Annotated in this window: 19 protein-coding genes; all 19 read right to left on the reverse strand. The window is 54.3% G+C overall.

Annotated elements, in window-relative coordinates:
- Window positions 1-78 precede the first annotated feature (78 nt).
- Window positions 79-1,245, reverse strand: coding sequence for a hypothetical protein (locus LUN51_RS12770; protein WP_277811563.1), 1,167 nt, complete (start codon window positions 1,243-1,245; stop codon window positions 79-81).
- Between the two features lie 2 nt (window positions 1,246-1,247).
- Window positions 1,248-1,886, reverse strand: coding sequence for an HAD-IB family hydrolase (locus LUN51_RS12775; RefSeq protein ID WP_277811564.1), 639 nt, complete (start codon window positions 1,884-1,886; stop codon window positions 1,248-1,250).
- Complete coding sequence (locus LUN51_RS12780) at window positions 1,883-2,638, reverse strand: SDR family oxidoreductase (protein ID WP_277811565.1); 756 nt, start codon at window positions 2,636-2,638, stop codon at window positions 1,883-1,885. The genes LUN51_RS12775 and LUN51_RS12780 overlap by 4 nt, the downstream gene beginning before the upstream one ends.
- Window positions 2,635-3,936, reverse strand: a complete 1,302-nt coding sequence (locus LUN51_RS12785) for an FAD-binding oxidoreductase (RefSeq protein WP_277811566.1) — start codon at window positions 3,934-3,936, stop codon at window positions 2,635-2,637. Before LUN51_RS12785 ends, LUN51_RS12780 begins: the two co-directional genes overlap by 4 nt.
- Entirely contained in the window at window positions 3,933-4,904 is a 972-nt protein-coding gene (locus LUN51_RS12790; protein ID WP_277811567.1) for a lysylphosphatidylglycerol synthase transmembrane domain-containing protein, read from the reverse strand. Before LUN51_RS12790 ends, LUN51_RS12785 begins: the two co-directional genes overlap by 4 nt.
- A complete protein-coding gene (locus LUN51_RS12795) occupies window positions 4,901-5,773 on the reverse strand; it encodes a decaprenyl-phosphate phosphoribosyltransferase (protein ID WP_277811568.1) in 873 nt (290 codons plus the stop codon). Before LUN51_RS12795 ends, LUN51_RS12790 begins: the two co-directional genes overlap by 4 nt.
- A gap of 135 nt (window positions 5,774-5,908) precedes the next feature.
- Window positions 5,909-7,711 (reverse strand): hypothetical protein, encoded by a 1,803-nt coding sequence (locus LUN51_RS12800; protein ID WP_277811569.1) that lies wholly within the window; start codon window positions 7,709-7,711, stop codon window positions 5,909-5,911.
- A 60-nt stretch (window positions 7,712-7,771) separates the two neighbouring features.
- The gene (locus LUN51_RS12805) at window positions 7,772-9,148 is read right to left on the reverse strand and encodes a lipopolysaccharide biosynthesis protein (protein WP_277811570.1); all 1,377 of its coding nucleotides are present in this window, start codon (window positions 9,146-9,148) and stop codon (window positions 7,772-7,774) included.
- 257 nt (window positions 9,149-9,405) lie between these two features.
- Window positions 9,406-10,500 (reverse strand): glycosyltransferase, encoded by a 1,095-nt coding sequence (locus tag LUN51_RS12810; RefSeq protein ID WP_277811571.1) that lies wholly within the window; start codon window positions 10,498-10,500, stop codon window positions 9,406-9,408.
- 157 nt (window positions 10,501-10,657) lie between these two features.
- Window positions 10,658-11,779: a UDP-glucose 4-epimerase GalE gene (gene galE / locus LUN51_RS12815; RefSeq protein ID WP_277811581.1), complete on the reverse strand. Its 1,122-nt coding sequence runs from the start codon at window positions 11,777-11,779 to the stop codon at window positions 10,658-10,660.
- The gene (locus LUN51_RS12820) at window positions 11,779-12,924 is read right to left on the reverse strand and encodes a glycosyltransferase family 4 protein (protein WP_277811572.1); all 1,146 of its coding nucleotides are present in this window, start codon (window positions 12,922-12,924) and stop codon (window positions 11,779-11,781) included. The genes galE and LUN51_RS12820 overlap by 1 nt, the downstream gene beginning before the upstream one ends.
- Window positions 12,925-13,099: 175 nt before the next feature.
- Entirely contained in the window at window positions 13,100-14,134 is a 1,035-nt protein-coding gene (locus LUN51_RS12825; protein ID WP_277811573.1) for a polysaccharide deacetylase family protein, read from the reverse strand.
- Window positions 14,131-15,279 (reverse strand): glycosyltransferase, encoded by a 1,149-nt coding sequence (locus LUN51_RS12830; protein WP_277811574.1) that lies wholly within the window; start codon window positions 15,277-15,279, stop codon window positions 14,131-14,133. Before LUN51_RS12830 ends, LUN51_RS12825 begins: the two co-directional genes overlap by 4 nt.
- Before the next feature lie 51 nt (window positions 15,280-15,330).
- Complete coding sequence (locus LUN51_RS12835; protein WP_277811575.1) at window positions 15,331-16,293, reverse strand: acyltransferase family protein; 963 nt, start codon at window positions 16,291-16,293, stop codon at window positions 15,331-15,333.
- A gap of 52 nt (window positions 16,294-16,345) precedes the next feature.
- On the reverse strand, window positions 16,346-17,335 hold the full coding sequence (locus tag LUN51_RS12840) for an EpsG family protein (RefSeq protein ID WP_277811576.1): 990 nt from the start codon (window positions 17,333-17,335) through the stop codon (window positions 16,346-16,348).
- A gap of 117 nt (window positions 17,336-17,452) precedes the next feature.
- Window positions 17,453-18,574 (reverse strand): glycosyltransferase, encoded by a 1,122-nt coding sequence (locus tag LUN51_RS12845; RefSeq protein WP_277811577.1) that lies wholly within the window; start codon window positions 18,572-18,574, stop codon window positions 17,453-17,455.
- Complete coding sequence (locus LUN51_RS12850) at window positions 18,571-18,714, reverse strand: hypothetical protein (RefSeq protein WP_277811578.1); 144 nt, start codon at window positions 18,712-18,714, stop codon at window positions 18,571-18,573. The genes LUN51_RS12845 and LUN51_RS12850 overlap by 4 nt, the downstream gene beginning before the upstream one ends.
- Before the next feature lie 82 nt (window positions 18,715-18,796).
- Window positions 18,797-21,001: a polysaccharide biosynthesis tyrosine autokinase gene (locus LUN51_RS12855; protein WP_277811579.1), complete on the reverse strand. Its 2,205-nt coding sequence runs from the start codon at window positions 20,999-21,001 to the stop codon at window positions 18,797-18,799.
- Between the two features lie 98 nt (window positions 21,002-21,099).
- Window positions 21,100-22,341 carry a polysaccharide export protein gene (locus LUN51_RS12860; RefSeq protein WP_347276516.1) on the reverse strand — a complete coding sequence of 414 codons (1,242 nt, stop codon included), beginning with the start codon at window positions 22,339-22,341 and terminating at the stop codon, window positions 21,100-21,102.
- Window positions 22,342-22,643 lie beyond the last annotated feature (302 nt).

The raw sequence follows: 22,643 nt of genomic DNA on the forward strand, positions 1-22,643 counted from the left end.
TAAACTCACCAACCATAACAGAAAATAAGCATGCTATAAGATAGAATGCCGTAGTATCAAAATAGAAAATCTTGAACCTTATATTAGGCAGCCAAAAGAAAGCAACAACCCCCCCGCCAAAGCCATTGACCAATGGAGAAAAACTATATCAACAAACTTATTTTTGTATAAAAGAACAACAGATGCAGCGATAGAGACCAAGAGGAAAGAAAATACAATGAAGTCCCCCGCCCCTCTGAAAGACATGCCATGTGAATGCATTACCTTCCTAAAAGACAGATTTAGCATCCTTTTAGTATCTTCAGACCATATGCGAAAAGCAATATCTTTAGAGACTTTGTCCATCAAATATTTGCTCGGCTGACTATTTATTAAAGCGACCTCTTCAGAAGAGATCTCAGGGAACTCTCCTCCATATGCATTAAGCAAGTACTCCCTATGTATTGCTTCGTTGTCGGGCGCCATTCCAAATGAATGGTGCCCAGTCCCCACGAGAAGGTTATACCCGCCTGTCGTTGTAGCAACCCAATCCCCCATCTCGCTTTTCAAAAAAACTAACCATGGGGAAATCATCATAACAGTAATTAACGCGAGAGCAGACACCCTAAAAAACCTTTTAGCAAAACTGCCAGCCCCAAAGAACAAAATATAAAGGCCAAAGGGAACAGATATCAATATATTATTTGCTTTAAAAAGAAAAAGCACTGCCAAACATAGAGGAAACCCTATAAAAGAAAGGGCTAGGAATTTGTCCGAGTTTTTCATTCTGAGCGTTATAATTATAAGGATATTCAAAAAAAGGAATGAAGCAGCCTCAGCATAAACACTAAATGCAAGAAGGTAATATGCTGGCCAAGCCGAAGTAAACATTGCCATTAAAAGGTATTTTTTCCTTTTACCGCTTACCATATACTCATAAGACCAAAGAGCTGGGACCATACTAACAAATGCAATATTCGTCATTCTTGCCAAGTTAAGCAAGGAGCTTGTATCCACGAAAATATTAAAAAATGCTATAAGTAACGGCAAAAGCGGAGGCCGCCATCCATCTGACAACGCAGACCACCCATTCTCGAAGAACTCAATGCCTCGATTAATATAGTCAGTTTCATCACCAGCAGCTGGCTTGTGGTGAATCCCAAGAAATAAAAACAAGAGCAGCCAAACAGCAAAGACGGTTAAAAAAACCCCTAACGGAAAAAGCTTCACCCCCCGCCTCACAACCAAGTGGCTAGTATTATCCATGATCAAACAACCCTTCTAAATGATTTTTTTGTAAAAATAAACCCGTTCCCAACATAAGTTAGCATTGGTATGTCTCCAGATGTATCACCATATGCGTACATTTCTATTGGGCTACAATTGACTTGCCACTTCATCACCCTCTTCAGCTTTTCCTTACCATGACAATTCTTTCCCTGAAACTTGCCTGATACATGGCCCTCCTTGCCAACTTCTAGCGCTGTGCAGATCACCTCCGAAAAACGTTCTCGCTTAGCCCACGACTTCAGGTAAACATTCATCGAGGCACTCACCAGCACGCACTCATGGCCTTGATCCTGGTGCCATCTGAGACGCTCCATGCCTTCTGGGCGCAGCATGGTGGGGATCACTTCTTCACTGAAACGCTCTCCAAGTGTAAAGAGTTCATCAATGTGGTACCCCCCTAAGTACTGTTTGAGCACGATTTGCTTGGCGATGTCGTTACGCAGTAGCTTCGCATAATAAGCACCGAGTACTGGGCTCAGCAGTGCAAGCTTGGCGTAGTAGATCGGTGTGCCGACGACGAACTTGAGAAACGGCATCAATGAATCACCGGTCGTCAAGGTTCCATCGAAGTCAAAAAACGCGACGGGACGAGCATCGAACTCAGGAAACTGATTCATAACGACATCCGTTTGAAGATAGCTTCAGGGATATGCTTGATGATCAGCATGATGCCCCACCAGAACCATGGCAGGTACACTTCGCCCTTGCCCTTCTGCATGGCCGTGATGATGCCTTTGGCGATCTGTTCAGGCTTGGCCCACAGCGGCCCACCTTTATCGAGCTCGGCGGTCATAGGGGTATCGACGAAACCGGGCTTGATGGTCACCACGTCGACATTGCTCTTGGCCAGCCGGTTGCGTAGGCCCTGGAGAAACAACGTGACCATGCCCTTGGCGGCGCCATAGACATAGTTGCTCTGCCGCCCCCGATCGCCGGCTACCGAGCTGATCACGGCGATCACGCCGTACTGTTGCTGCTCGAACTGGTTGGCGAGCAGGGTCAGCAGATTGATCACGCTCAGGGCGTTGGTTTCGATCTCCTGGCGAGTCAAGGCGGCGTCCGACTGACAGGCCTGCTGGTCCGGCAGAGTGCCGTGGGCGATCAGCACGCCATCGATGCCGCCCAGCGCTCGCTCGCCAGCGTCGATAAGCCGAGCATGTTGATCGCTGTCGGTTAGATCGGCCGCACACCCATCGATCTGTTGCTGGTCGCTGGCCCGTACCTTGAGGTCATCAATAAGGGCCATCAGCTTGTCACGGTTGCGCCCCACGCAGTAGAGAGAGGCGCCCTGGGCAACCAGCTGCCGGGCGGTCTGCTCGGCAATGGCGGAGGTCGCCCCGAAGAGGATCACACTATTGAGAGAGTTCATGAGGTCACTCGCTGCCAGAATCGGGAAGAAAAGCCGGGGTCGATATAATCGCTGAAGGCTTCCCATTGGGTATAGCCGGACTGAAACAGGCTCGCCGGCATACGGGCGTCCTTGCCGGGGTAAAGGGTGCCGCCGGCCTCACGCACGATGGCATCCAACTCCTCGAGAAGGCGCAGGGTCTTGTTGCCCCGGTTGGGGAAATCCAGGGCCAGAGTGGTGCCGGGGCGCGGAAACGACAGCATGCCGAGCGAGGGCTTGTTCCCGAAGGTCTTGAGCACGGCAAGAAACGACCCCTCCCCGCGCCTGGCGATGGTATCGAGCAGCGCCGCGGTAGCGGCCTCGGCCTCGCGGGGCGGAATCACGCACTGGTACTGGTAGAAGCCACGCCGCCCATAGATGCGGTTCCAGTCCTGAATGGCGTCGAGCGGGTAGAAGTACGGCACATAGTGGGTCAGTGACCCCTGGGGCTTCACAGGCTGTCGGTAGTAGAGGGTATTGAAGGCGCGCAGACTCAGGCCATTGACCAGCGAGAACGGTGGATCGACGGGGATCCGCTTGCCGCCCTCCTTGAACACCGGCAGCTCGGCCTGTGCCGCCGCATGCTGACCGGCCAGCAATATCCCCCGGCCCTGAGCCTTGCCCTTGGCCAGGCAGTCGATCCAGGCCACGGTATAGGGCCAGCGAGCCTCGGCACGACGGTTGAGCGCCCAGAACTCGTCGAGGTTGGCGAAGCGCTGCGACTCGACCCACATCCAAGGGTTCTGGATGGGCATCAGCTGCAGCTCGACCCATCGAATCAGCCCAGTCAGGCCCAGCCCGCCGATGGTTGCCGAGAACCAGCCATTGTCGTCCTCGGGCCGGCACACGATAACGCTGCCATCGCTGCGCCATACTTCCAGAGCACGGACGTGGTGACCGAAGCTGCCCACGGCATGGTGGTTCTTGCCATGCACATCGTTGGCGACAGCGCCGCCCACCGTGGCCAGGCGCGTCCCGGGCGTGCTGGGCAGAAACCAGCCTTGGGGCACCACCAGGGCAAGGAGCTCGGCCAGGGTCACGCCCGCCTCACAGCGCAACACACCACGCTGTGGATCGAACTCGATGAAGCGGTCGAGCCCTCGAGTGAGCAGCAGCGTACCCTGTTCGGTCAGGCACACATCGCCATAGCTGCGCCCGCTGCCATAAGCCAGCAACGGCCTGGGCAGGCTATCCGGCACGCCGGCGGAGCGTTGGGTCAACGCATGGACCGCATCGGGAACCACGCGCGGCAGACGGTTCCATGAACGTGGGGCGGTCATGCAGTCTCCTCCGCAGGTGATTCACCATGACGGCTGCGGATCAGCGCCACCAAGCCGATCATCACCGCAAACCACAGCGTTGCCAGGCGAATGAATACGGTCGCCGCGATGGCGGCGGGCATAGTCATGCCCTTGAGGACCAGCAGCGAAACCATCACCGCTTCAGCGCTCCCCAGACCGCCCGGTAGGAAGCTCAGGGCACCGGCCAGCATCGACAGCGCATAAACGAAGATGGCGAACGACAGGGAGATGTCGGCATCGAGCCAGCCCAGCATCCAGTAGAAAGCCAGCGCCTCCGCCCCCCAAGCGATCACACTGATCACGGTGGCTATGCCTAGAAGACCGGGGCGATGGCAGCGGCGCGCGCCCCCCAGCATTTCGCTGACATGGGTCACCAAGGCCATCAGCTTGCCCTGGCGAGCCGAGGCCCAACGATGCAGCCGGTCCAGCAGGGTCTTGCTCGACAAGCAAGCCAGCACCACCACGATCCCCAGTACCCCGGCAAGCACAATGCTCCGCGCCTGGGGGTATTGGGCCAGCCCCACCAGGGTGAGCAGCACGATGGCAACGAGGTCGGAAAGGCGCTCGCTGATGAAAGCAGCGAAGGTCGCCGGAAACGGTACCCCACGCTGCTTGAGGAGTACGCCCCTGAAAGCCTCCCCCGCCTTACCGGGCGTGGTGGTCAGGGCAAAGCCACTGAGATAGATTCGCAGGCTCGGCGGCCAGGCCACGCGATGGCCCAGCTGCGACAAGTAGAGCTGCCAGCGACAGAACCGCAGGGCGTAGTTCATCAGCGACAAGATCAGGGCGATCAGCGTACCTACCAGGCCAATCTGCACGAAAGCGGCTACCACCTCATTCCAGCCTCCCCACAGGGAAAACGCCAAATAGCCGGCGGTGGCGGCCACGATGGATAGGATCAGCGCCCGCAGCCGCCACCCTTCCAGGTAATTCACTGTCGCCGTCATGTTAAGACCCACAGGGTCGACCCCACCCAGCCCACGACCGTGGCCAACAGATGGCGGTCGATAACCAGGTCCTTGGCCGTATCATTGCCCTTGGACTTTTGATGCAGCAGGTAAAGATAACGAAAGATGCCATACACTACGAAGGGTAGGGTGTAGATCAATCCATCACTGCCATGCAGGGCGATCGTCTTTGGGGAAACAGTATAGAGGCCGTAGGCAAGCACCGTGCATGCGGCAGTGACAGCGATGAACTGCTCAAGCATGGCCGGGCTATAGTCATCTAATACACGTCGGGTCAGCCCTCCGTTGCAGTGCTCGTTACTCTCCAGCATCAGTAATTCGGCGCGTCGCTTTGAGAAGCCCAGGAACAGCGTGACCATCAAACCGCACAGCAGCAGCCACGCGGATGGCGCGATGCCTAACCCCACCGTGCCGGCCAGAATGCGCAACATGAAGCCGGACGAGATCAAGAATACATCGAGGATCACGATGTGCTTAAGACGCCAGGAGTAAAAGATGTTGATGACAAAGTAGGTTGCCACAAACAGAGTGACCCAGCCGCTAACCAACAGTGCTAGCATCATCGATGCGGCTATCAGCCCACCAAGCAGTCGTTTGGCCACACGCGTGGAAATGGCACCACTCGGCAAGGGACGACGACACTTCACCGGGTGGGCCCGATCCGCCTCGATGTCCATGATGTCGTTGAGCACATACACCGCACTCGCCATGCAGCAGAACGCCAGAAAGGCCATCAGCGCTTGAGAGAGTGTGAACAGATCCCACTGGTGGGCAAATAACGGCCCGACCAGCACAAAACCATTCTTGAGGTACTGGTGTGGCCTCACCAGCTTTATAACTGAGCGCATATATAGAATCCCTGCGACGAGACATGGACTTGCTATCTTATTTAATCGACCTCGAACCTCTAGAAATCCGCTCACAATAGCCTCGTTATCATTGCGTGAAATCGAATTCGACGGAGCTTTATAAAGTAGACAAGCTCACCCCATAATATTGACAGAGGGACTTAACTCAGGCTCTAAAGAAGCCCGCACCTCGTCTGCTGCACGGTGCTGTAAGTCGGCCATTCTCGTAGCGTCTAATGTTAACATCTTATGCATTCTTATAATCATGAAAACTCTAAACGCGAGAACGTTACCATCGACTGATGGGCGAGCGACCGTATCACGCAGCCGGTTCTTTATTGAGGTAGGTAAAAGCGGGCTTACCAGTCCTTTTATGCTCCATTTTCTCGACTTGCCATTCCCAACTTTTATTTCACTAATAACTCTATCTGCAAAGCCAGACCCAAACAGCTCAGCCGAGTAATCACTTATAATCTCTGATTTCATAAGGTCGACACACTCTTTCTCCCGGAGTATGTCTTCAGGATTAGCATTTGCGCATTTAATGGCAAATGGCACATTAGCTCCCATAGATTCAACTACACTCTTGAACAGATACTTGTCTTCCCTGAGGTCATCAGGCAAGCTTCTAACGACATCCAAAACTGACTTGGAAAGCAGAGGGTTAATTTCCTCCAAATACGAAAATTTTATATCTGATAAGGCAGCAAATACGGTTGGCATACGATATTCTTGATGGACCCTATCCCGCCATGCATAAAGCGTTTCCTCTTCTTTTTTCTGCAACTCAACTGGAATCTCTTGAGAGGAAAAACCAAAATCATCAATAAATTTAGATAAGTTCTTATAATCGTAACACAACCCAAAACCAACTATATTTTTGACATTCAATTCTGATGAAACAGGAAGCTCTCCAAAGCTTTCATCTCCTCTAATGGCTCCATCTACCCCCTCATCATGGAGCTGCTTCCAGATATCCATGCCATCCATGTATCCAGCAATACGATCAACACGACCTTCACTGCAAAAAAGGAAGCGATCGAACACCACCTCGAGTGGCTCTGGAGAAATATCTGTATGGTAGTATTTATGCTGAACTCCCACGGAGTGAGCTAGCTCCTTAGCCACATAGGCATCATTGTCTTTTTCATACTGCGATTTCTCTAGGCCCCACGTTATCGCCTTAAGATTATCGGGAGCCCCTATTGTATTTTTTATAAAAAACAAGATTCCTCGACTATCATACCCCCCGGATAGCGGTAGCACCCATCGCTCGAAATCGACACCCTTAAGAGACTCCATAGTTTGACTGATCGCATCACTCAATACTTTTTTATGGTCTTCCTTCTTACGACTAACCACGGAAAAGTTAATGGGTGTTTGAGTGATAGAGGTACGCCATGACTTCTTGTCAAGCGATAAAGAACTATCTACCGGGAGGCGTTCAATCCTTTTATCCCAAGAAAACTGTGGACCCAACGAGCCTGTCGATAACATCCACGGGATCACTCTTTCATCAAACTCAAATGTCCCAAGAAACATGATTATTGCACGTTGTGATGTTGATGCAATAAAAATCTCTTCATCATGGTAATACCAGACCGTTCTAGTCCCAACACAATCGCTTACCACTTCAAGCTCAGCCTCATCCCCCCTAAACAATGCATAATTACCATCTGGATAGTTTTTCCCGGGTTCATCCCAGCGCACTTTGTGTTTTTCATATAGAAACCCCAAAAGCAAGCTCATCCGGGACTCTTGGAGGGCACCACTATCCATGCATACAGCATATGCCACATCATCTTCGACACGGACTACATGAGGTTTCGGAACATCGATATTGTCAGGAACAAGCTGATTGCAAATTTCATTCAGCTTCTTCTTAGTATTGGGACTGAAACTAGAGTTTCGACTGCAAGCGTATAAAACCTTGGACATGAGGCTTTTCCTTATTGGTGCTGAACTTATAGCCTGAATGCAGGGATTAACCCCTATAGCTCATTTATCACCAGAGACCATACACATAACTCGAGAATTCATAGTACGATTTATCAAGTTTTTTTTCGCATCACGGTCCCACCTAACCGCACAAAAGTAAATCCACAGCATCACCCCGCTATAAGCGACAATACCAATGATAGAAAATATTGCGACTGCCCAGACATCACTATTTAGCCAATAGGCTCCGAGAAAAAAACCAGCAACTTTCCCGCCGGTACTTAAAACCTCATAAAAAAGCAGGCCACGTTGAATGCCTAAAACGGGCACTGCAGCATTACTTGGCTTATTAACTAGATTAAAAAAGAAGAAAAAAGCCAACCACCGAGCATACTCTCCCGCCACGCTCCATTCAGCCCCAAACACTAAACTAAATATCCAAGGGCCAAAAAATATCACAATCGAAAACGGAATGACGCCAATTAAAGCTAATACACCTGTAGCTCGCAAAATGTGTTTAGAAAGATTCTCACTATTATGGGCTGCTTCCGTTATTCGAGAATAAAAAACGTCACTGACAGCCATACCAACCAAAGTAGTAGGCATACCCATCACCATTCTGCTGAGCATGTAGAACCCTGCAGTGGACGGGCCGAAAAATGCAGCCAACATCAACATCGGAAAACTTTGCGATGCGGAGTTGATCATGATTTGTGGAGCTCGGTACAGTGGAAAATCACGATGCCGACGAGCGAGTTCGATGATGCTAAATTTGGGTGCCTCTGAAGGTACACTGCGATCTATCGTAGTGCGCTGCCGGATTCCTATTAACATCAGCAATGCGTGCAACGCTTCTACTAAGGTTGCCAGCACAATAAGTACAGCGCCGATGGGGTTCACGAAACCGGCCAAGGCCCTGGCGCTATTCAGAGCACCGGAAGTTGCCAAGGCGGAACGAGCAATCACACCGAATTCTTTTTTGCGTATCAACCACTGCTGGGCTATCTGCTTCCAGGCCGCGAACAATACAGCCACAGGCAAAAAGTAGATAAAGTTGCCCACGCTTTCTATTTCCAAGAGTGAAATAAACTCTTCTCCCCCCATCCACAAACCGAACGCCAATAAAGCCGCAATAACTACGGAGATATAAGCACTCAACTGTATAATCCCAAGGGCTTCTTCATCTCGTCGTGGTAAAACAATAGAAATCGGATAGGCAAGCGCGCCGACCGGAACCGCCACACCCAGTATGGCCATAAAAGTACCTTGCACACCGTATGCTTCAGGACCATAAAGGCGAGTAATAAGCGGTGCAAAAGCCATCGTGATCGCCTGCGCTCCTGCCGTCCCACTGGCAACGACAGCAACGCTTCTTACAAAGCCGCTGCGCCATACTTCATGGGTTTTCTGTCGCAATGTAATAACTAGGTTAAGCATGCATATCTCTGCCTATCAGAAAGCCCGCCTAACTCACCGGGCCGCGAAAGAAAAGAAGATACCGAGTGGTTTTTATCTTGTAGAATCAGCATGCTCCTACCAAAACACGATTCAGGAAAGCCACTCGCCATAGGTGAAAGGCCATCCCTGAATGCCGCCTGCAACGGCTTTTTTCGTATCGAACTGAGCGGTGAACGCACCACAAGACCTGAACCGACAGCCTGCTCAGTCATTCAGGAGCATAAAAAATCAAGCGGTTAACGGATTGCTTCCAAATATTTTTTTGCGACGGCTTCAACTGAAAACTCATTTGCACGCATTTTAAGTTCTTCAAAGTCCCACGAGCCAACATTGCTTACATGGTTAACTATCTCCGATGAAAGTCGTTCCGCATCACCACAAGGTACTAGTACACCATACTTACCATTAGCAAGTATGGTCCTTGGGCCACCTGGACAATCCGTACTGATAACGGGCGTGCCACATGCCAATGCTTCCACTATCACATTCCCGAAGCCTTCCCAGTCAGAAGACAAAACAAATAAATCTGCCGCTTTATAATACGGGTAAGGATTATTTTGGAAGTCAACAAAATCAACGCTATCCTTAATACCTAATTCACTTGCAAGTTTTTCTAGGTTATTTTTTTCGTCGCCTTCACCTAGAATAACAAGCTTAAGGTCAGGAACCGACCTGACAGCCAAAGAAAACGCACTTAACAAAAGCGCTTGATTTTTTTGGACATGAAGACGACCAACGTGCAAAACAACAAAAATATCAGAGGAAGACAACCAATCATGATATAAAGCACCTCCGGTTTTTTCAACCAAGTCATCATTAATAACCGGATTACCAATCACCTCCACTTGACTTTCTTTAGCCATCCTATCGCTTATCAGATCTTTTTTTGTATCTATAGAATTTGCAATTACGACATCAGCACGCCGGTAGGCGAATCGCATAAGCGCCTTATAAATCAACCTGCGTCGCCAAGATTCACGTCTAACACCATCCATGGTATTAGCTTCACGAAACACAACTCTTGTCTTATTGTTTAATGGAAGAGCTAATCCGACGCATATATTAACATCTCTTAGAACAGATAAAACATGCGTTGGAGACTCAGCCTTCAAGGCTTTTCTCAACTTATCCCAGACATCATAACGCCACCTTTTAGCATTAAAATCTATCAATTTTATAGAACCATCAATTTGATTACGATACGGTCCAACTCCCTCGAAAACAATCAGACAAACATCCAGCCCCTTTTTAGTGTAATGATTTGCTAAATTGATGGCTATTCTTTCTGCTCCTCCTCCTGAAAAAGAGGGCGTAACAATACAAAGCTTCACCACCTGTCCCCTTATTTATAAAAAAGCACATTCCAGAATTATTGATTTTCAGAAGATATCTGCTTACTGTCGAAAAGTTACCGTTATGGCACGAGCGATATATAAAGATACTAGAGCGCAGTTGGTTGGCCGTACCCGGTATCCTCTTGCCAGATTGTCACGATGCCACTCGGTTGGCGCGTGTCGTGTCGATGAGGTAGATCTTCGGCAAGGCGTTGGCCATGCCGCCAGGCTTGCCGAGGTTGTCACGTCGCACTACGCGTTTGCTTGGGTAGCCTTCGGGATTGCTCGACTGCCAGCGCCAGGTATCGACGATCATGTCGGTTAGGCCCCGCTGAGCTTTCCAGCCCAACTCATGCGCGGCCAGCGAGGCATCTGCCCAGCATTCGGCGATGTCCCCATCGCGGCGCGGCACGATGCGATACGCCACGTCGCGCTGCGAGATCATCTCGAAAGCGCGCACCATTTCGAGTACTGAATAGCCCTGACCGGTGCCCAGATTCCAGACATTCACCCCCGGGCGATCCGCCAGCACGCGCATCGCCGCCAGATGCCCCTCGACCAGATCCATGACATGTATGTAGTCACGCACGCCGGTACCGTCCGGCGTCGGATAGTCATCGCCGAAGACCGATAGCGCCGGCAGACGTCCGATCGCCACCTGGGAGATAAACGGCAGCAGGTTATTGGGCTTACCCGACGGGTCCTCGCCGATGAGCCCGCTGGGATGTGCCCCCACGGGATTGAAGTAGCGCAGCAGTGCTATCGACCAGCGTGCATCGGAGCGTGCCAACTTGCGCAGCACCCCCTCGACCATCAGCTTGGAATGCCCGTAGGCGTTGGTCGGCTGACCGGTGGGCGCACTCTCGCTCAACGGCATGCGCGTAGCATCGCCGTACACCGTCGCCGAGGAACTGAACACCAAACGGTGAATGCCCGCCGCCGACATGGCCTGGCACAACGTTATGGTGCCCGCCACGTTATTCTCGAAATACGCCAACGGCTCGTTGACGCTCTCCCCCACGGATTTGAGCCCGGCGAAGTGCAACACATCGCTGATCTCGAAATCCGCAAAAATATAATCCAACAGCGAGCGATCGCGGATGTCGCCCTCAATGAAGGTCACTTCCTTGCCGGTCAATTGTGAGACGCGTTCCAGCGACTCACGCGAGGCGTTACAGAGGTTGTCGATCACGACAACGTCGTGGCCGGCCTCCATGAGCCGCAGCACCATATGCGAGCCGATGTAGCCGGCGCCGCCCGTCACTAATATCGCCATCATGCCTCCATTTTCATACGTTGTTGACTCATCAGGCCGGTCTCCAGGCAGGCCAAATATCCCGCCACGACGATGTCCTGCGAGAATTCCTTTTCGGCGCGTCGACGTGCCGCCACGCCCACGCGGGAAAGTGCCCAGGGCGTCATGACCCGGCATGCGCGCATACGTGCCGCCAACGAATCGACGTCCTTGACCCGACATAGCCAACCGGTTTCACCGTCGGCCACGGCATGGCGACACCCCGGCACATCGGTGGCGATGGTAGGCCGCCCCATCGCGCCCGCCTCCAGCACCGTGCTCGGCATCCCCTCGCGATAGGACGGCAGCACCAGCACGTGAGACTGGGCGAGCCAGGGCCGCACATCGTCCTGGGCACCGACGTATTCAACGACCCCCCGCTCGCGCCAAGCCTCGATCTCCTCGTCGTCGATCGCCGTGCGATTGCTGACGCCCTTGGGCCCGACGATCAGAAAACGCGTCTCTGTATGAATGCCGCGCACCTGCTCCGCCGCCGCGACGTACTCACGCACGCCCTTGTCACCCAGCAGTCGCGCGATCAACACAAAGGTGAAGGGTCCTTCCTGGGGCAGCGGCGTAAACGCAAAGCGCGCCACATCGACCCCTGCGCCCGGCAACATCTCCCAGTCGACTTTTTGCAGCATGCCTTGGCGTTCGAAGAGCCCGCGATCATCGGGATTAAGGAAGAACACCCGCGTCGCCCCGGCATTGGCGACGCCGTAGAGCCGTCGCACCTGGCGAAACAAGTGGCTGTCATGCAGGAAAGCCGTCCCAAGTCCGGTAATGGTGTTGGCATACGGAATTCTCAGGGCGCGGCACGCCAGGCCCGCATAGAGATTGGCCTTGATCGTGAAGTTGAATACGAAGGCGGGACGCAACTCACGCAACTGCCCGTACAACCAGAACAGGCACTTCCCTTCCCGCGCGGGCCCCGTGCTTTTGCCGTCCATGGGCATGCTGTGAAGGGTGACGTCGAATTCATCGAGCAGGCGTTGCGAATAATCGTCATCGGGCACCAGACAAACCACGCGAAATCCACGTCGCTCGAGCGCCTTCAACAACCCCTGGCAAAAGTTGTAGAGAAACCAGGATGTGTTGGAGACCAGCACAATCGTTTTATCGTTCATGGAAACAACTCCTCTGCAGTGGAGAGAGCCTGTGGGGCATCTTGAAGACCCACTTTTGAAGACCCGTTCTTGAAATGAAGACAAAGCCTCCCCGACCCTCGCGCGTAAGCGCGTTGGCAAGCAGTCACCAAGAGCAGTGATCGCGCCGACCGCGTATGCGGCGAGCGCCTAGGGGCTAGGTCGTCGAAGGGGCTGTCGTGGCCTGTTCGTGACGCATCAAAACGTCGCCCATCGACATCGAGCGCATGCCGTATTCGATGGAAAGCGACTGGAAATAGCCAATGATGGCGGCGAGATCACGCAGGTGGGCATCGGTATCCCCGCCGAAGTTGTGCGGATGCCACCACAGATGAAATATCTCGCCATGCCTGGCGGCAGAACGCATCGCATTCTTGATGCGTCGCAGCCGTAGTGCATCCAACTGCGGCACCCCACGACGGGGACGTAGAAACATGCTGGCCGGAATATTCAGCGGGTCGCCCTTGAGATCGCGCCACTTGATGCCGTGGTGCCCGGTCAGGTCGACATAGCTGTCCAGCAAGCGCAGCGCGCGTCGAAAGGTTGCGTCGCGTTGATAACGCGAAAATCCCGCGCGCTGCGGATTGCCGCGATAACAACGAAAACCCGCCTCGTGCATCGGCGCCAGATAGGCCTCGTCGACCTGATTGCGCGGCAACACCAACGAACTCGGGCGATGCCCGACATGCTCAGCGATAGCCATCGCCGCCGCGAGATCGGCCTTGAAATCCTCAGGCGTCTGGCCTTCTTCATGGCAGTAGTAATGTGAAAAGGTATGCGAGGCGATCTCTTGGCCCGGCGTCTGCGCAATCAAATCGACCAGCGAACGGGCGTAATGCAGCGGATCGCTGGCCTCGTCATCACCGATGGTCAGGCGATAATTATCGAGTGCCGGATTGACATAATGCGGGCGCCGCGTGGGCGAAAAGCGCCTCAGCGTCTCGCGGTCCTCGGCGAACAAAAAACCCACCGTGGCCCAGGTCGCACAGATATGGCGCTCACGGAAGAGATCCAACATCGCCGGCACCGCACGTCGCGCGCCGAGCAAACGGCGCACGTACGGGTGTTCGGGCGTGGTCACGATGTCCGACATCCCCCAGTGCAGCTCGAAATCCAGGGAAATTACGAAGGCCGGCGGACGCAGCGGTTCGCCCTCAGAGCGGGCTAAATAAGTCATCCAATTAGCATTCATGTGAGGCACGCCTTATGCCAGGACGCGCTATAGCCTTCGACCATGCGTTGTACGCTAAAGGTATCGACGACACGTTGCTGCGCGCATTGCTGGCGCACCTGCCAAGCCGCCGAGTCGGCGTGCTCGCCCAGCACCATGGCCAATTGATCCGCCAGCACTCGCGAATCACTGGGCGGCACGATCCATCCGGTGTCGCCAACGATAAAGGCAGCATCACCGACATCTGTGGACACGCACGGCGTACCGCATGCCATTGCCTCAGCCAATACATTGGGAAACGCCTCACCGAAACTGGACGACAGTACGTGAACGTCAAGGGCATTCATGACTGCCGGAATGTCACTGCGCCGCCCGACCAGAAGCACCCGGTCGCGTATCCCATGGTCCTCCAGCAATTGGGTCAGTTCGGCGTTGTCAGTATCCAGCCCAGCGCCTATCAGCGCACAGCGGAAGTCCCACCCCAGCCCTTTGAGCTGCGCCAAGGCGGCGATCAGACTGTCGTGGTCCTTTTGCGGGTCGAAGCGCGCCACCATGCCGAACAGCGGCATGTCGGCGTCGAGTCCCCATTCGTCGCGCACCCGAGTCCGCGCCTCGGCATCCGGCATCAACAGCGACAAATTACAGCCATTGGGCACGACCACGAACTTCATGGCCGCATAATGCAGTTTGCGATGCACCTCCACCGCATTCTGAGAGCAGCTCACGATGCTGCTCGGTACCACGCTAGACAAAATTCCACACGCCTTGGCGACCCAGATCGTACTGCGCCTGGACACGCCGGGGAGCAAGTTACTGTTGCGAATGCCCCAGCAGACCGCTTTTATCCCCGCCAGGCGCGCCATCACGCCGCCAACCAAGTCAGCGTGATACATCCAGGTTTGCACGACATCAGGCCGCCAGGCACGCATGACGCGCCACAACCGCCACATGCCTCGGGGCGTCACGCGACCACGTGGCATGTTCAGGCAAACGACCTCGATGCCCGCCTCATCGAAGAGGGGGCCGTAGTAGCCGGCATCCATCAAGCAGACGACCCGATGTGTATTGTGCCGGTCGTTACGACACAACTGATAAAGTATGTTCTCAGCACCACCATCGGTCAGGCCAGTGATGACATGCAGGACATTCAGCGGTTTGGCTAACATAAGCAATTGCATCCTCGAATCGACGTGATCGTCATGCGTTGTACGATGGCTTCACCCACCGAAGGCAAATCCCAAGTGCTTCCGACTCCCCTTGAGCAGCACCACGGCCACCAGCGACGAGGCCAACGCCAGCAGCGCCAACATGGTGCCTCGCTGGTACGAAAGCGCCTCGAACAGCGAAATGAATAGCGGATGAATGAAGTACAGCGCCGTCGCGTAATACGCCAGGGTCTTGCTGTCGCCAGGTACCTGCATCGACGAAACCCAAAGGAAAAGCCCAGGACAAACGACTAGGAGGCTCAGGTACATATCGAAATGTGGCAGCCCTTCGAGACTGACATAATTGAGGTAGGATTCCCCCAGCAGCAGGAGCGCGCCCGCCAGGCTCCAGATCGCGTAATAACGGCGATCTAGCTGACGTATCCCTTCCCAAGATCGCAGCAGATATCCAATACAGAAGAAAGGGAAGCCGAAAAATAAGAAGTTGCGATAGGACCAGGATTCATGGAACAGCTTGTCCAGCACACTGCCGGCAAACAGATGGTAATTACCGGCATACATAAAGAAAGCGCCCATGACATAGAGCATCAACGCCCATACCAGCAGGACTTTCACGGAGAGATTGCGCAGCATGTACAGTAAAATGGCAGCCCCGATCAGTGCCGATAGAAACCACAGATGGTGATAGCCCATGACCGCAACGCGCAGTAATCTCAAAATCTCATTCGCAGTCGTCGCCGGAATATCAAGCCAGAAATAAACATACACCAGCATCCAGAAGGCATACATCGCCACCACCTTCTTGAGCCAGATGACGAGCGATCTCGAGCGAATCACGCTGATGAAAAAGTACCCGCTCACCATCATGAAAATAGGCACCACGATACGAAACACCCCCTCCACGGTCAGTTGATATCCCAATTCGCTATATCCCCACAATACCCCTGCATGTGAAATCACCACGATCACAGCCAATATCAGCTTAAGAATATCCAATGGAATATTACGCTGCATCTTACCTCTCCCTGAAATATAAATCCTGACGCATGGTCATCATTATTAAACGTTATATCGCGCTTTCGGCCCCCCAGCCATACCCAGGGAGTCCAAAAAGTGGGTACCACTGCATGCAGAAATAAAAGGCGTACAGCGCATACGCCGCGTAGCGTCGCCAATCGGTCAACCCCAGCGAAGCTAGCAACACCACCAGCATGCCGCTTTCGAACACACGTGCCGTGACTGGAAGCAGAAAGTATGTCGAGAGATAAAAAACCAGAACCGACGCTGCGAAGAAGTTGTTCCTGAGAAATGACTTACCCTCCATAAAGAAGATCACGGAGAACACGAACCAGAATACAAATGCCAGCCCCGAGCCCCCAGCGCCCATACCGCTGTATTCCGCGCTCTCGCCTTGTCGTGCCCCGAGTACGTCGGCCAGCAAGATACCTACCGCCCCCAACATAACCCCCACTCCCAGGGTATAAACAACGCGCCACACGGTGGAGACTGAGAATGTCGAAAACGCGATATTGAGAAGGAATAAAGCATTAATGAAGAAAAATGACGCATGTACAAGAGGTGCCAAGCCGATAAATAATATCCGCAGAGGCAGATAACGACACCACCACCCTAGAAAGAAAAATGTAATACCTAAGCCCTGTCGCAAGTGAATAATATTATTCTTCAAGACCTGAGGCATGAGGATAAAAAGGATCAAAAAGAAGGCGTACTTCGGATAGCTCCTCAACACCAGAAACGAGATCAAGAAAGACGAAAAGAAGATAATCACGCGAAGCGTGTCTTCTGGGGAAAAAAACTTGGCAGCCCAGATATTGAACAACAGCCAAATCGGCTCGTTGGTGATCATCGCTTTGAGGCCACTCGCGGCATACATGACGAAGATTTCGTCGGAGTGCTTGGCATAGATGAGGTAATTCCCCCGGTCGATATAACCATCGACATCCAGCCCCATCAAAAACCAGGCATAAATACCCGCCAGGACCAGACACATGGCCTTGTAACCAAACGAGCCTTCAGTGGGTATTAGTAGTTTCATCGCTTGCCTCAACTTACGGGAGTGCTGACGCGCCTGAACTTAAATGGTCTGGCGCCACATGACGTATAAAAAAGCTTGAATGCCTGGCCGAGCCCGAGTGCCAGCATGCGTTGAACATCATTCATAGCGATGCTCCTTCGGCAGCGACACCCGCAGCGCATGCAGGTAGCCGGAAAGAGCCTGCTGCAAATTGAAGCTACGTGCTCGGTGGCAAACATCGGGGTGCGTCTCGTCATTGAGCGTCTCGGATATGGCCCTCGCTAATGCCGATGCGTCGCCGACCGGCACCAGCCGTCCCCACTTTCCGTCTTCGAGGATCTCCGCCGAGCCGCTGGGACAATTCGTGCTCACTACCGGCGTGCCGCATGCCATGGCCTCGGCCAGCACGTTGCAAAAGCCTTCCCACGCTGAAGACAACACGAACAAAGACGCCTTGCGCATCCACGGGTAGGGATTATCGACGAACCCCGGCAGCGCCACGTCATCGCCGATACCCAGCTCGGCGATGCGCGCCTCGAGCGTGGCGCGTAATTCACCCTCACCGAGGATCACCAAGCGTGCGCGATGGGTCTGACGTACCATGGCGAACGCCTCAACCAACGTGGCGAAGTCCTTCTGTACGGCCAACCGCCCCGCCGCGACGATCACCGGCGGCTCACCCTCGACCAGCCAAGGATGTTCGACTGGCACTTCACACAATCGGGGCAAGTTCGAATTGATGGGGTTGTAGACGACATCGATGCGCTCCCTCGGCAAACGCACCGTCTGCGCGAGGTCATCCGCCACCCCGCTGGAAACCGCAACGATAGCGTCCGCTGAGGGGTAACTCAGACGCATCAACCACGGCAACCCTCGCTTGAAACGGCCGCTCGACATGGCACTCGACAAGTTATTACGCTCCGAGACCACTAGCCGGGTCTTCGTACGCGCCAATTTACGTGCCCATAGGGCGACGATGTTGGCGTGGTTGAGGGCCGAGAGTAAGGCGTGCGGGCGTTCACGACGTAAATAACGCACCAGCGCTGGCAGGCTGAACAGCACGCGCGAGGCACCAAGTTCCACCAGGCGCACATGCGGCGAGACATCTTCCAGATACGCCCCCTCGGCTGCGACCACGACAAGGTCCACCGGCACGCCATGGGTCGCGAATCCATTGGCGAGGGTTACCATCACACGCTCAGCGCCACCGCCCGCCAGCGAAGGCAGGAACACCGCAATCCGTTTATCGTCGTCTCTCATTTCGCCGTCCGTCGCTTGGCAAATACCATCCCATGCACATTTGCCACGTTCAGAAAAAACACGCTAACGGTATAAACCGCCGCGCCCCACAGCACCGCTGTCATCACCACAGTTCCCAGCGCCTCGTCTTCCATCGACAACGTTTAGCCTCTCGCGCACCACCCGCAACCAAAGCAAGGTGGCGCCCGATCAGTGCCGGGCGTCATCACCGAAAGGCGTCCTTTAACGATAGGAATAGTTGTAATAGCCGTAGGTGTATGCTGTAGCCGCCTTGCGCTCCAAGCCATTGAGTATCGCGCCCTTGACGCGCACCCCACTGGTATCCAGACGCCGCATAGCCAGCTCGACTTCCTTGGGCGGATTAACCTGGAAGCGTGCCACCATCAGGGTCGTGCCCACGCACTTGCCGATCACCGTGGCATCGGTCACCGCCAGCACCGGCGGCGAGTCGACGATCACTAGGTCGTAACGCTCGCTAGCCGTAGCCAACAACTCAGTGAAGCGCGACGACGCCAGCAGTTCCGAGGCATTCGGCGGCACCACCCCGCGCGCCAAATACTCGAGCCCCTCGACGCTTTCTACAGGGCGCGCCATTTCCTCCAGCGAATGGCGACCGGCAAGGATCTCGCTCAAGCCATCCTCGGAAGGTCCCTTGAAGATCTTGTGCATCTGTCCCTTGCGCATGTCGCCGTCGATCACCAGTACACGCTGGCCGTTCTGGGCACACACCGCAGCCAGGTTGCCAGCAATGAAGCTCTTGCCCACGCCCGGGCTGGGCCCAGTGATCATCAAACGGTTGTCGGTACTATCGAGCATCGCGAAGTGCAAGCTGGTGCGTAGGCTACGCATCGCCTCGATAGAGATGTCCAACGGACGATGCCACGCCAGTAGCCCCGCCGGTACGCTCTGCGAGCGTCCTCCCCGGCGAATGCGACGGCTGAGTTTGTTCTGATCGTCCGACTTGGGCACGATGGCATAGACCGGCAGACCTAGTTGTTCGAGCTGGTCGGGGCTTTCCAGGCCGCGGTTGAACATCGCCCGTAGCATCACCAAAGCCACCGCGAACACTGCCCCCAGAAATGTCGCCAAAGCGATGATCATCATCTTGTCAGGCGCCACTGGCTGCGGAAATGGCTCTGCTTCATCCAGCACCCGCACATTACCCACAGTGCTGGCCTCCGCGATTTGCATTTCCTGCACCTTGTTGCGCAACTGCACATAGATTTCTTGATTGACGGAAACATCGCGCTGCATGCGCAACACTTCTTGCTGGGTTTCCGGCATACCGTCGATGCGCTCTTCCAGGGACGCCAGCTCCTTTTTCAGCTGCGCCTTCTTCTCCAGCAAGGCCGCATAGGTCGGGTGGCTGGGCGTGAAGCGTCGAGAGATTTCCGCTTCGGAGAACTCCAACTCATTGAGCTGACTTTCCAGGTTGACCACACGGTCGAGCACCGACTGGGTCTCCATAGAAATATCTACGCTGTCGTTTTCGGAGCGATAGGCGTTGAGTTGTTGCTCGGCACTAGAAAGCTCACCACGCACCTCAGGCACTTGCTTATTCAGAAACTCCAGGCTCTTGCGCGCCTCCTCGGACTGACGCTGGATATTCTGCGTGACATAGATATCACCGATGGTGGCCAATATCCGCTCGGCCAATGCAGGCGACGGGTCGGTCAGGGTCCAGGCCAGAATCCCCGTACCATTACCCCGCTCGGCAATGCCAAAATTATTGCGTAGATGATCGACGGCCACCACGCGCTGCGCATGGGTCAGAGTGAAGGTCGCGCCTGGCGCCGCCGCAATCGACTCTACCTCCACGCCCACCGCACCGGCGAGAAAGCTCTCCTCCTCGCCGACAACGCCCTCACCCAGACGCTCGCCACGGTAGTTCAAGGCATAGCGGGTCTCGTCGAGTACTTCGAGGGTGAAAGTCTGTCCCAAGTAATCATCAGCCACGGGCATACCAGCGACCTGAATACGATCATCGCCCCAGGCATAACCCCAGTCCTGTGCGAAGGCAGGCGCGGTGATCTTGTGGCGCTGCAAAAAACCGCCGATGAACGGCACGCGTACCGGCTCGACGCGGATATCTAGGTTGAGCAGATCCACCGCACGGCCGAGCACCATGCGCGATTTCATAATCTCCATCTCCGAGCGCGACGGTGGCGTTTGCGAAAGCATCGACATCGACGCATCCGCCAGTGGGTTATTGGGACTCTTGGTTTCCACCTGGACCAGCGACTTGGCCTGAAAGATCGGCGTCTTGAGAAAGGCATACGCCGTCCCCAAAAACGCGAACAGTACAATCAGGCTGATCACCAAGCCCTTGGCGTCGAACAAGAGGCCTAAAATGCGCCCCAGCTCCATGTCATTGCCATCGTCATTATCGGTTTTATTGGTTTGTGGGGCAGGTACATTGAGATTCATAAAATTCCCACTCCAAGAGAATGTGGGCTCGAGGCCCGACGCCGTGTCATATCAATGCATTAGGCGGCAGCGACGGCGGGCCTTGAGACAATGACGGCTTAAAAATCGTCGTTGAGGTCCTTGATGTCACGTGTGGTCTGCGACAGCTGGTAGATCGCCGTCACGCTAGGCAGGATCTGGCTGATGACGCGGTTCCAACGCGCCATCGGCGCGGCGGTGACATACACCACATCGGTGGGCTGGAGGATGAATTCCGACCCCAGTGCAAAGGCGATCGCGCTCTCGGCGTTGAGCTGGTAAACAGTCGCGTAGGTTTCGCTGTCGACATCCTGATTGCGGCGAATCACGAAGATACCCGAAGCATCGGCGCTGTTCTCATTGATGCCCCCGGCCTGTGACAAGGCATTGGTCAGCGAGAAGCGCGCATTCGGCATCGGCACGGCGGTCGGCGTATTGACCTCGCCCATCACATAGACCTGATTATTGCCGACAACCGGCACATGCAACACGTCGCCATCCTGTAGCAACAGGTTCTGATCAAGATCGCCATTGACCAGCATGTCGTACACCGACAAGTGCCGCTCGACGCCATCGCGGGTCAGCACGACGTCATGCCAGTCGCCGCCCTGCGTCAGACCACCGACGCTGCTGAGCGCATCCAGCACTGTAAGCGGCACATTGGTGATCGGCTGCGCACCAGCCTGCTCGACTTGGCCGGTGACATACGCCTTCTGCGCGTTGAAGGCAGCGACTTTCACGTCCACCTGAGGCTGCGCGATATAGCCTTCGAGGCGACGTTGAATCTCCCCACGAACATCGCGCACAGTGCGTCCCGCGACCTCCACCGTGCCGATGTAGGGATAGAAGATGGTGCCATCCGAATGCACCACGTTGCCCGACTCTTCCGCGCTCCGTTCACTCCCGGCGGGAATCGTCAACTCAGGGTGGTCATACACCACGACGCTAAGCACATCACCGCGCCCGATTATGTAGTCGTAACCGGTCTCGAATTCGGGCACCGCATTCTCAGCGTACTCAAACAACGAGTCGCGCAAATCGTCTCCCGTCGCCGCCATCGTCTTGATGAGACTCGGAGTAATTGCCTTGACCTCGATGTTGTCGGAAATGTCCTCTCCCTGCGAATCAGCTTCATAATCGATATTGCTGCCGGGCGCGAACGCACAACCCGACAGCGCCACCATGAAAGAAAGCCCCAGTAGCGGCTTTCTCCATCCTGAACGGTATTCCATACGGCTTGCAATCATGCCGATTCCCCCACTCGTCGTTTTATTAGGGCCTAAAATTCTTTTACCCACGCTACCGCCCTGGAGCGACACCATATCTCCCGGGCCATAACCACTGAATTTCTCAACACCTCTATTCCTTACATGCTTATCTTCTTTCGAAGTTCATTCTATGCATTATGTAACGATTCATAGTCTGAATTTACACAATGCTTACATTGGATTTTGCTCGTTGCTAAATCGCGCCTTTTAATTAACGAACTCATCCACCAAGCATGAAAAATTAACCACATAGAAGAATGAGAAAACTAACCCTTTAAATCTTGGATTCATAGAATAACCGCAGCACTTTGGACCGCCAGGTAGAGGAAGGAGGGCCAGCGCCGGTACCCTCTCGA

Origin of the sequence: Chromohalobacter canadensis, assembly GCF_029544075.1 — a bacterium.
Lineage (GTDB): Bacteria > Pseudomonadota > Gammaproteobacteria > Pseudomonadales > Halomonadaceae > Chromohalobacter > Chromohalobacter canadensis_A.

Coding starts and splice junctions, on each gene's coding strand:
- LUN51_RS12770 (WP_277811563.1), bottom strand. CDS start 1,245: ATGGATAATACTAGCCACTTGGTTGTGAGGCGGGGGGTGAAGCTTTTT.
- LUN51_RS12775 (WP_277811564.1), bottom strand. CDS start 1,886: ATGAATCAGTTTCCTGAGTTCGATGCTCGTCCCGTCGCGTTTTTTGAC.
- LUN51_RS12780 (WP_277811565.1), bottom strand. CDS start 2,638: ATGAACTCTCTCAATAGTGTGATCCTCTTCGGGGCGACCTCCGCCATT.
- LUN51_RS12785 (WP_277811566.1), bottom strand. CDS start 3,936: ATGACCGCCCCACGTTCATGGAACCGTCTGCCGCGCGTGGTTCCCGAT.
- LUN51_RS12790 (WP_277811567.1), bottom strand. CDS start 4,904: ATGACGGCGACAGTGAATTACCTGGAAGGGTGGCGGCTGCGGGCGCTG.
- LUN51_RS12795 (WP_277811568.1), bottom strand. CDS start 5,773: ATGCGCTCAGTTATAAAGCTGGTGAGGCCACACCAGTACCTCAAGAAT.
- LUN51_RS12800 (WP_277811569.1), bottom strand. CDS start 7,711: ATGTCCAAGGTTTTATACGCTTGCAGTCGAAACTCTAGTTTCAGTCCC.
- LUN51_RS12805 (WP_277811570.1), bottom strand. CDS start 9,148: ATGCTTAACCTAGTTATTACATTGCGACAGAAAACCCATGAAGTATGG.
- galE (WP_277811581.1), bottom strand. CDS start 11,779: ATGGCGATATTAGTGACGGGCGGCGCCGGCTACATCGGCTCGCATATG.
- LUN51_RS12820 (WP_277811572.1), bottom strand. CDS start 12,924: ATGAACGATAAAACGATTGTGCTGGTCTCCAACACATCCTGGTTTCTC.
- LUN51_RS12825 (WP_277811573.1), bottom strand. CDS start 14,134: ATGAATGCTAATTGGATGACTTATTTAGCCCGCTCTGAGGGCGAACCG.
- LUN51_RS12830 (WP_277811574.1), bottom strand. CDS start 15,279: ATGTTAGCCAAACCGCTGAATGTCCTGCATGTCATCACTGGCCTGACC.
- LUN51_RS12835 (WP_277811575.1), bottom strand. CDS start 16,293: ATGCAGCGTAATATTCCATTGGATATTCTTAAGCTGATATTGGCTGTG.
- LUN51_RS12840 (WP_277811576.1), bottom strand. CDS start 17,335: ATGAAACTACTAATACCCACTGAAGGCTCGTTTGGTTACAAGGCCATG.
- LUN51_RS12845 (WP_277811577.1), bottom strand. CDS start 18,574: ATGAGAGACGACGATAAACGGATTGCGGTGTTCCTGCCTTCGCTGGCG.
- LUN51_RS12855 (WP_277811579.1), bottom strand. CDS start 21,001: ATGAATCTCAATGTACCTGCCCCACAAACCAATAAAACCGATAATGAC.
- LUN51_RS12860 (WP_347276516.1), bottom strand. CDS start 22,341: ATGGTGTCGCTCCAGGGCGGTAGCGTGGGTAAAAGAATTTTAGGCCCT.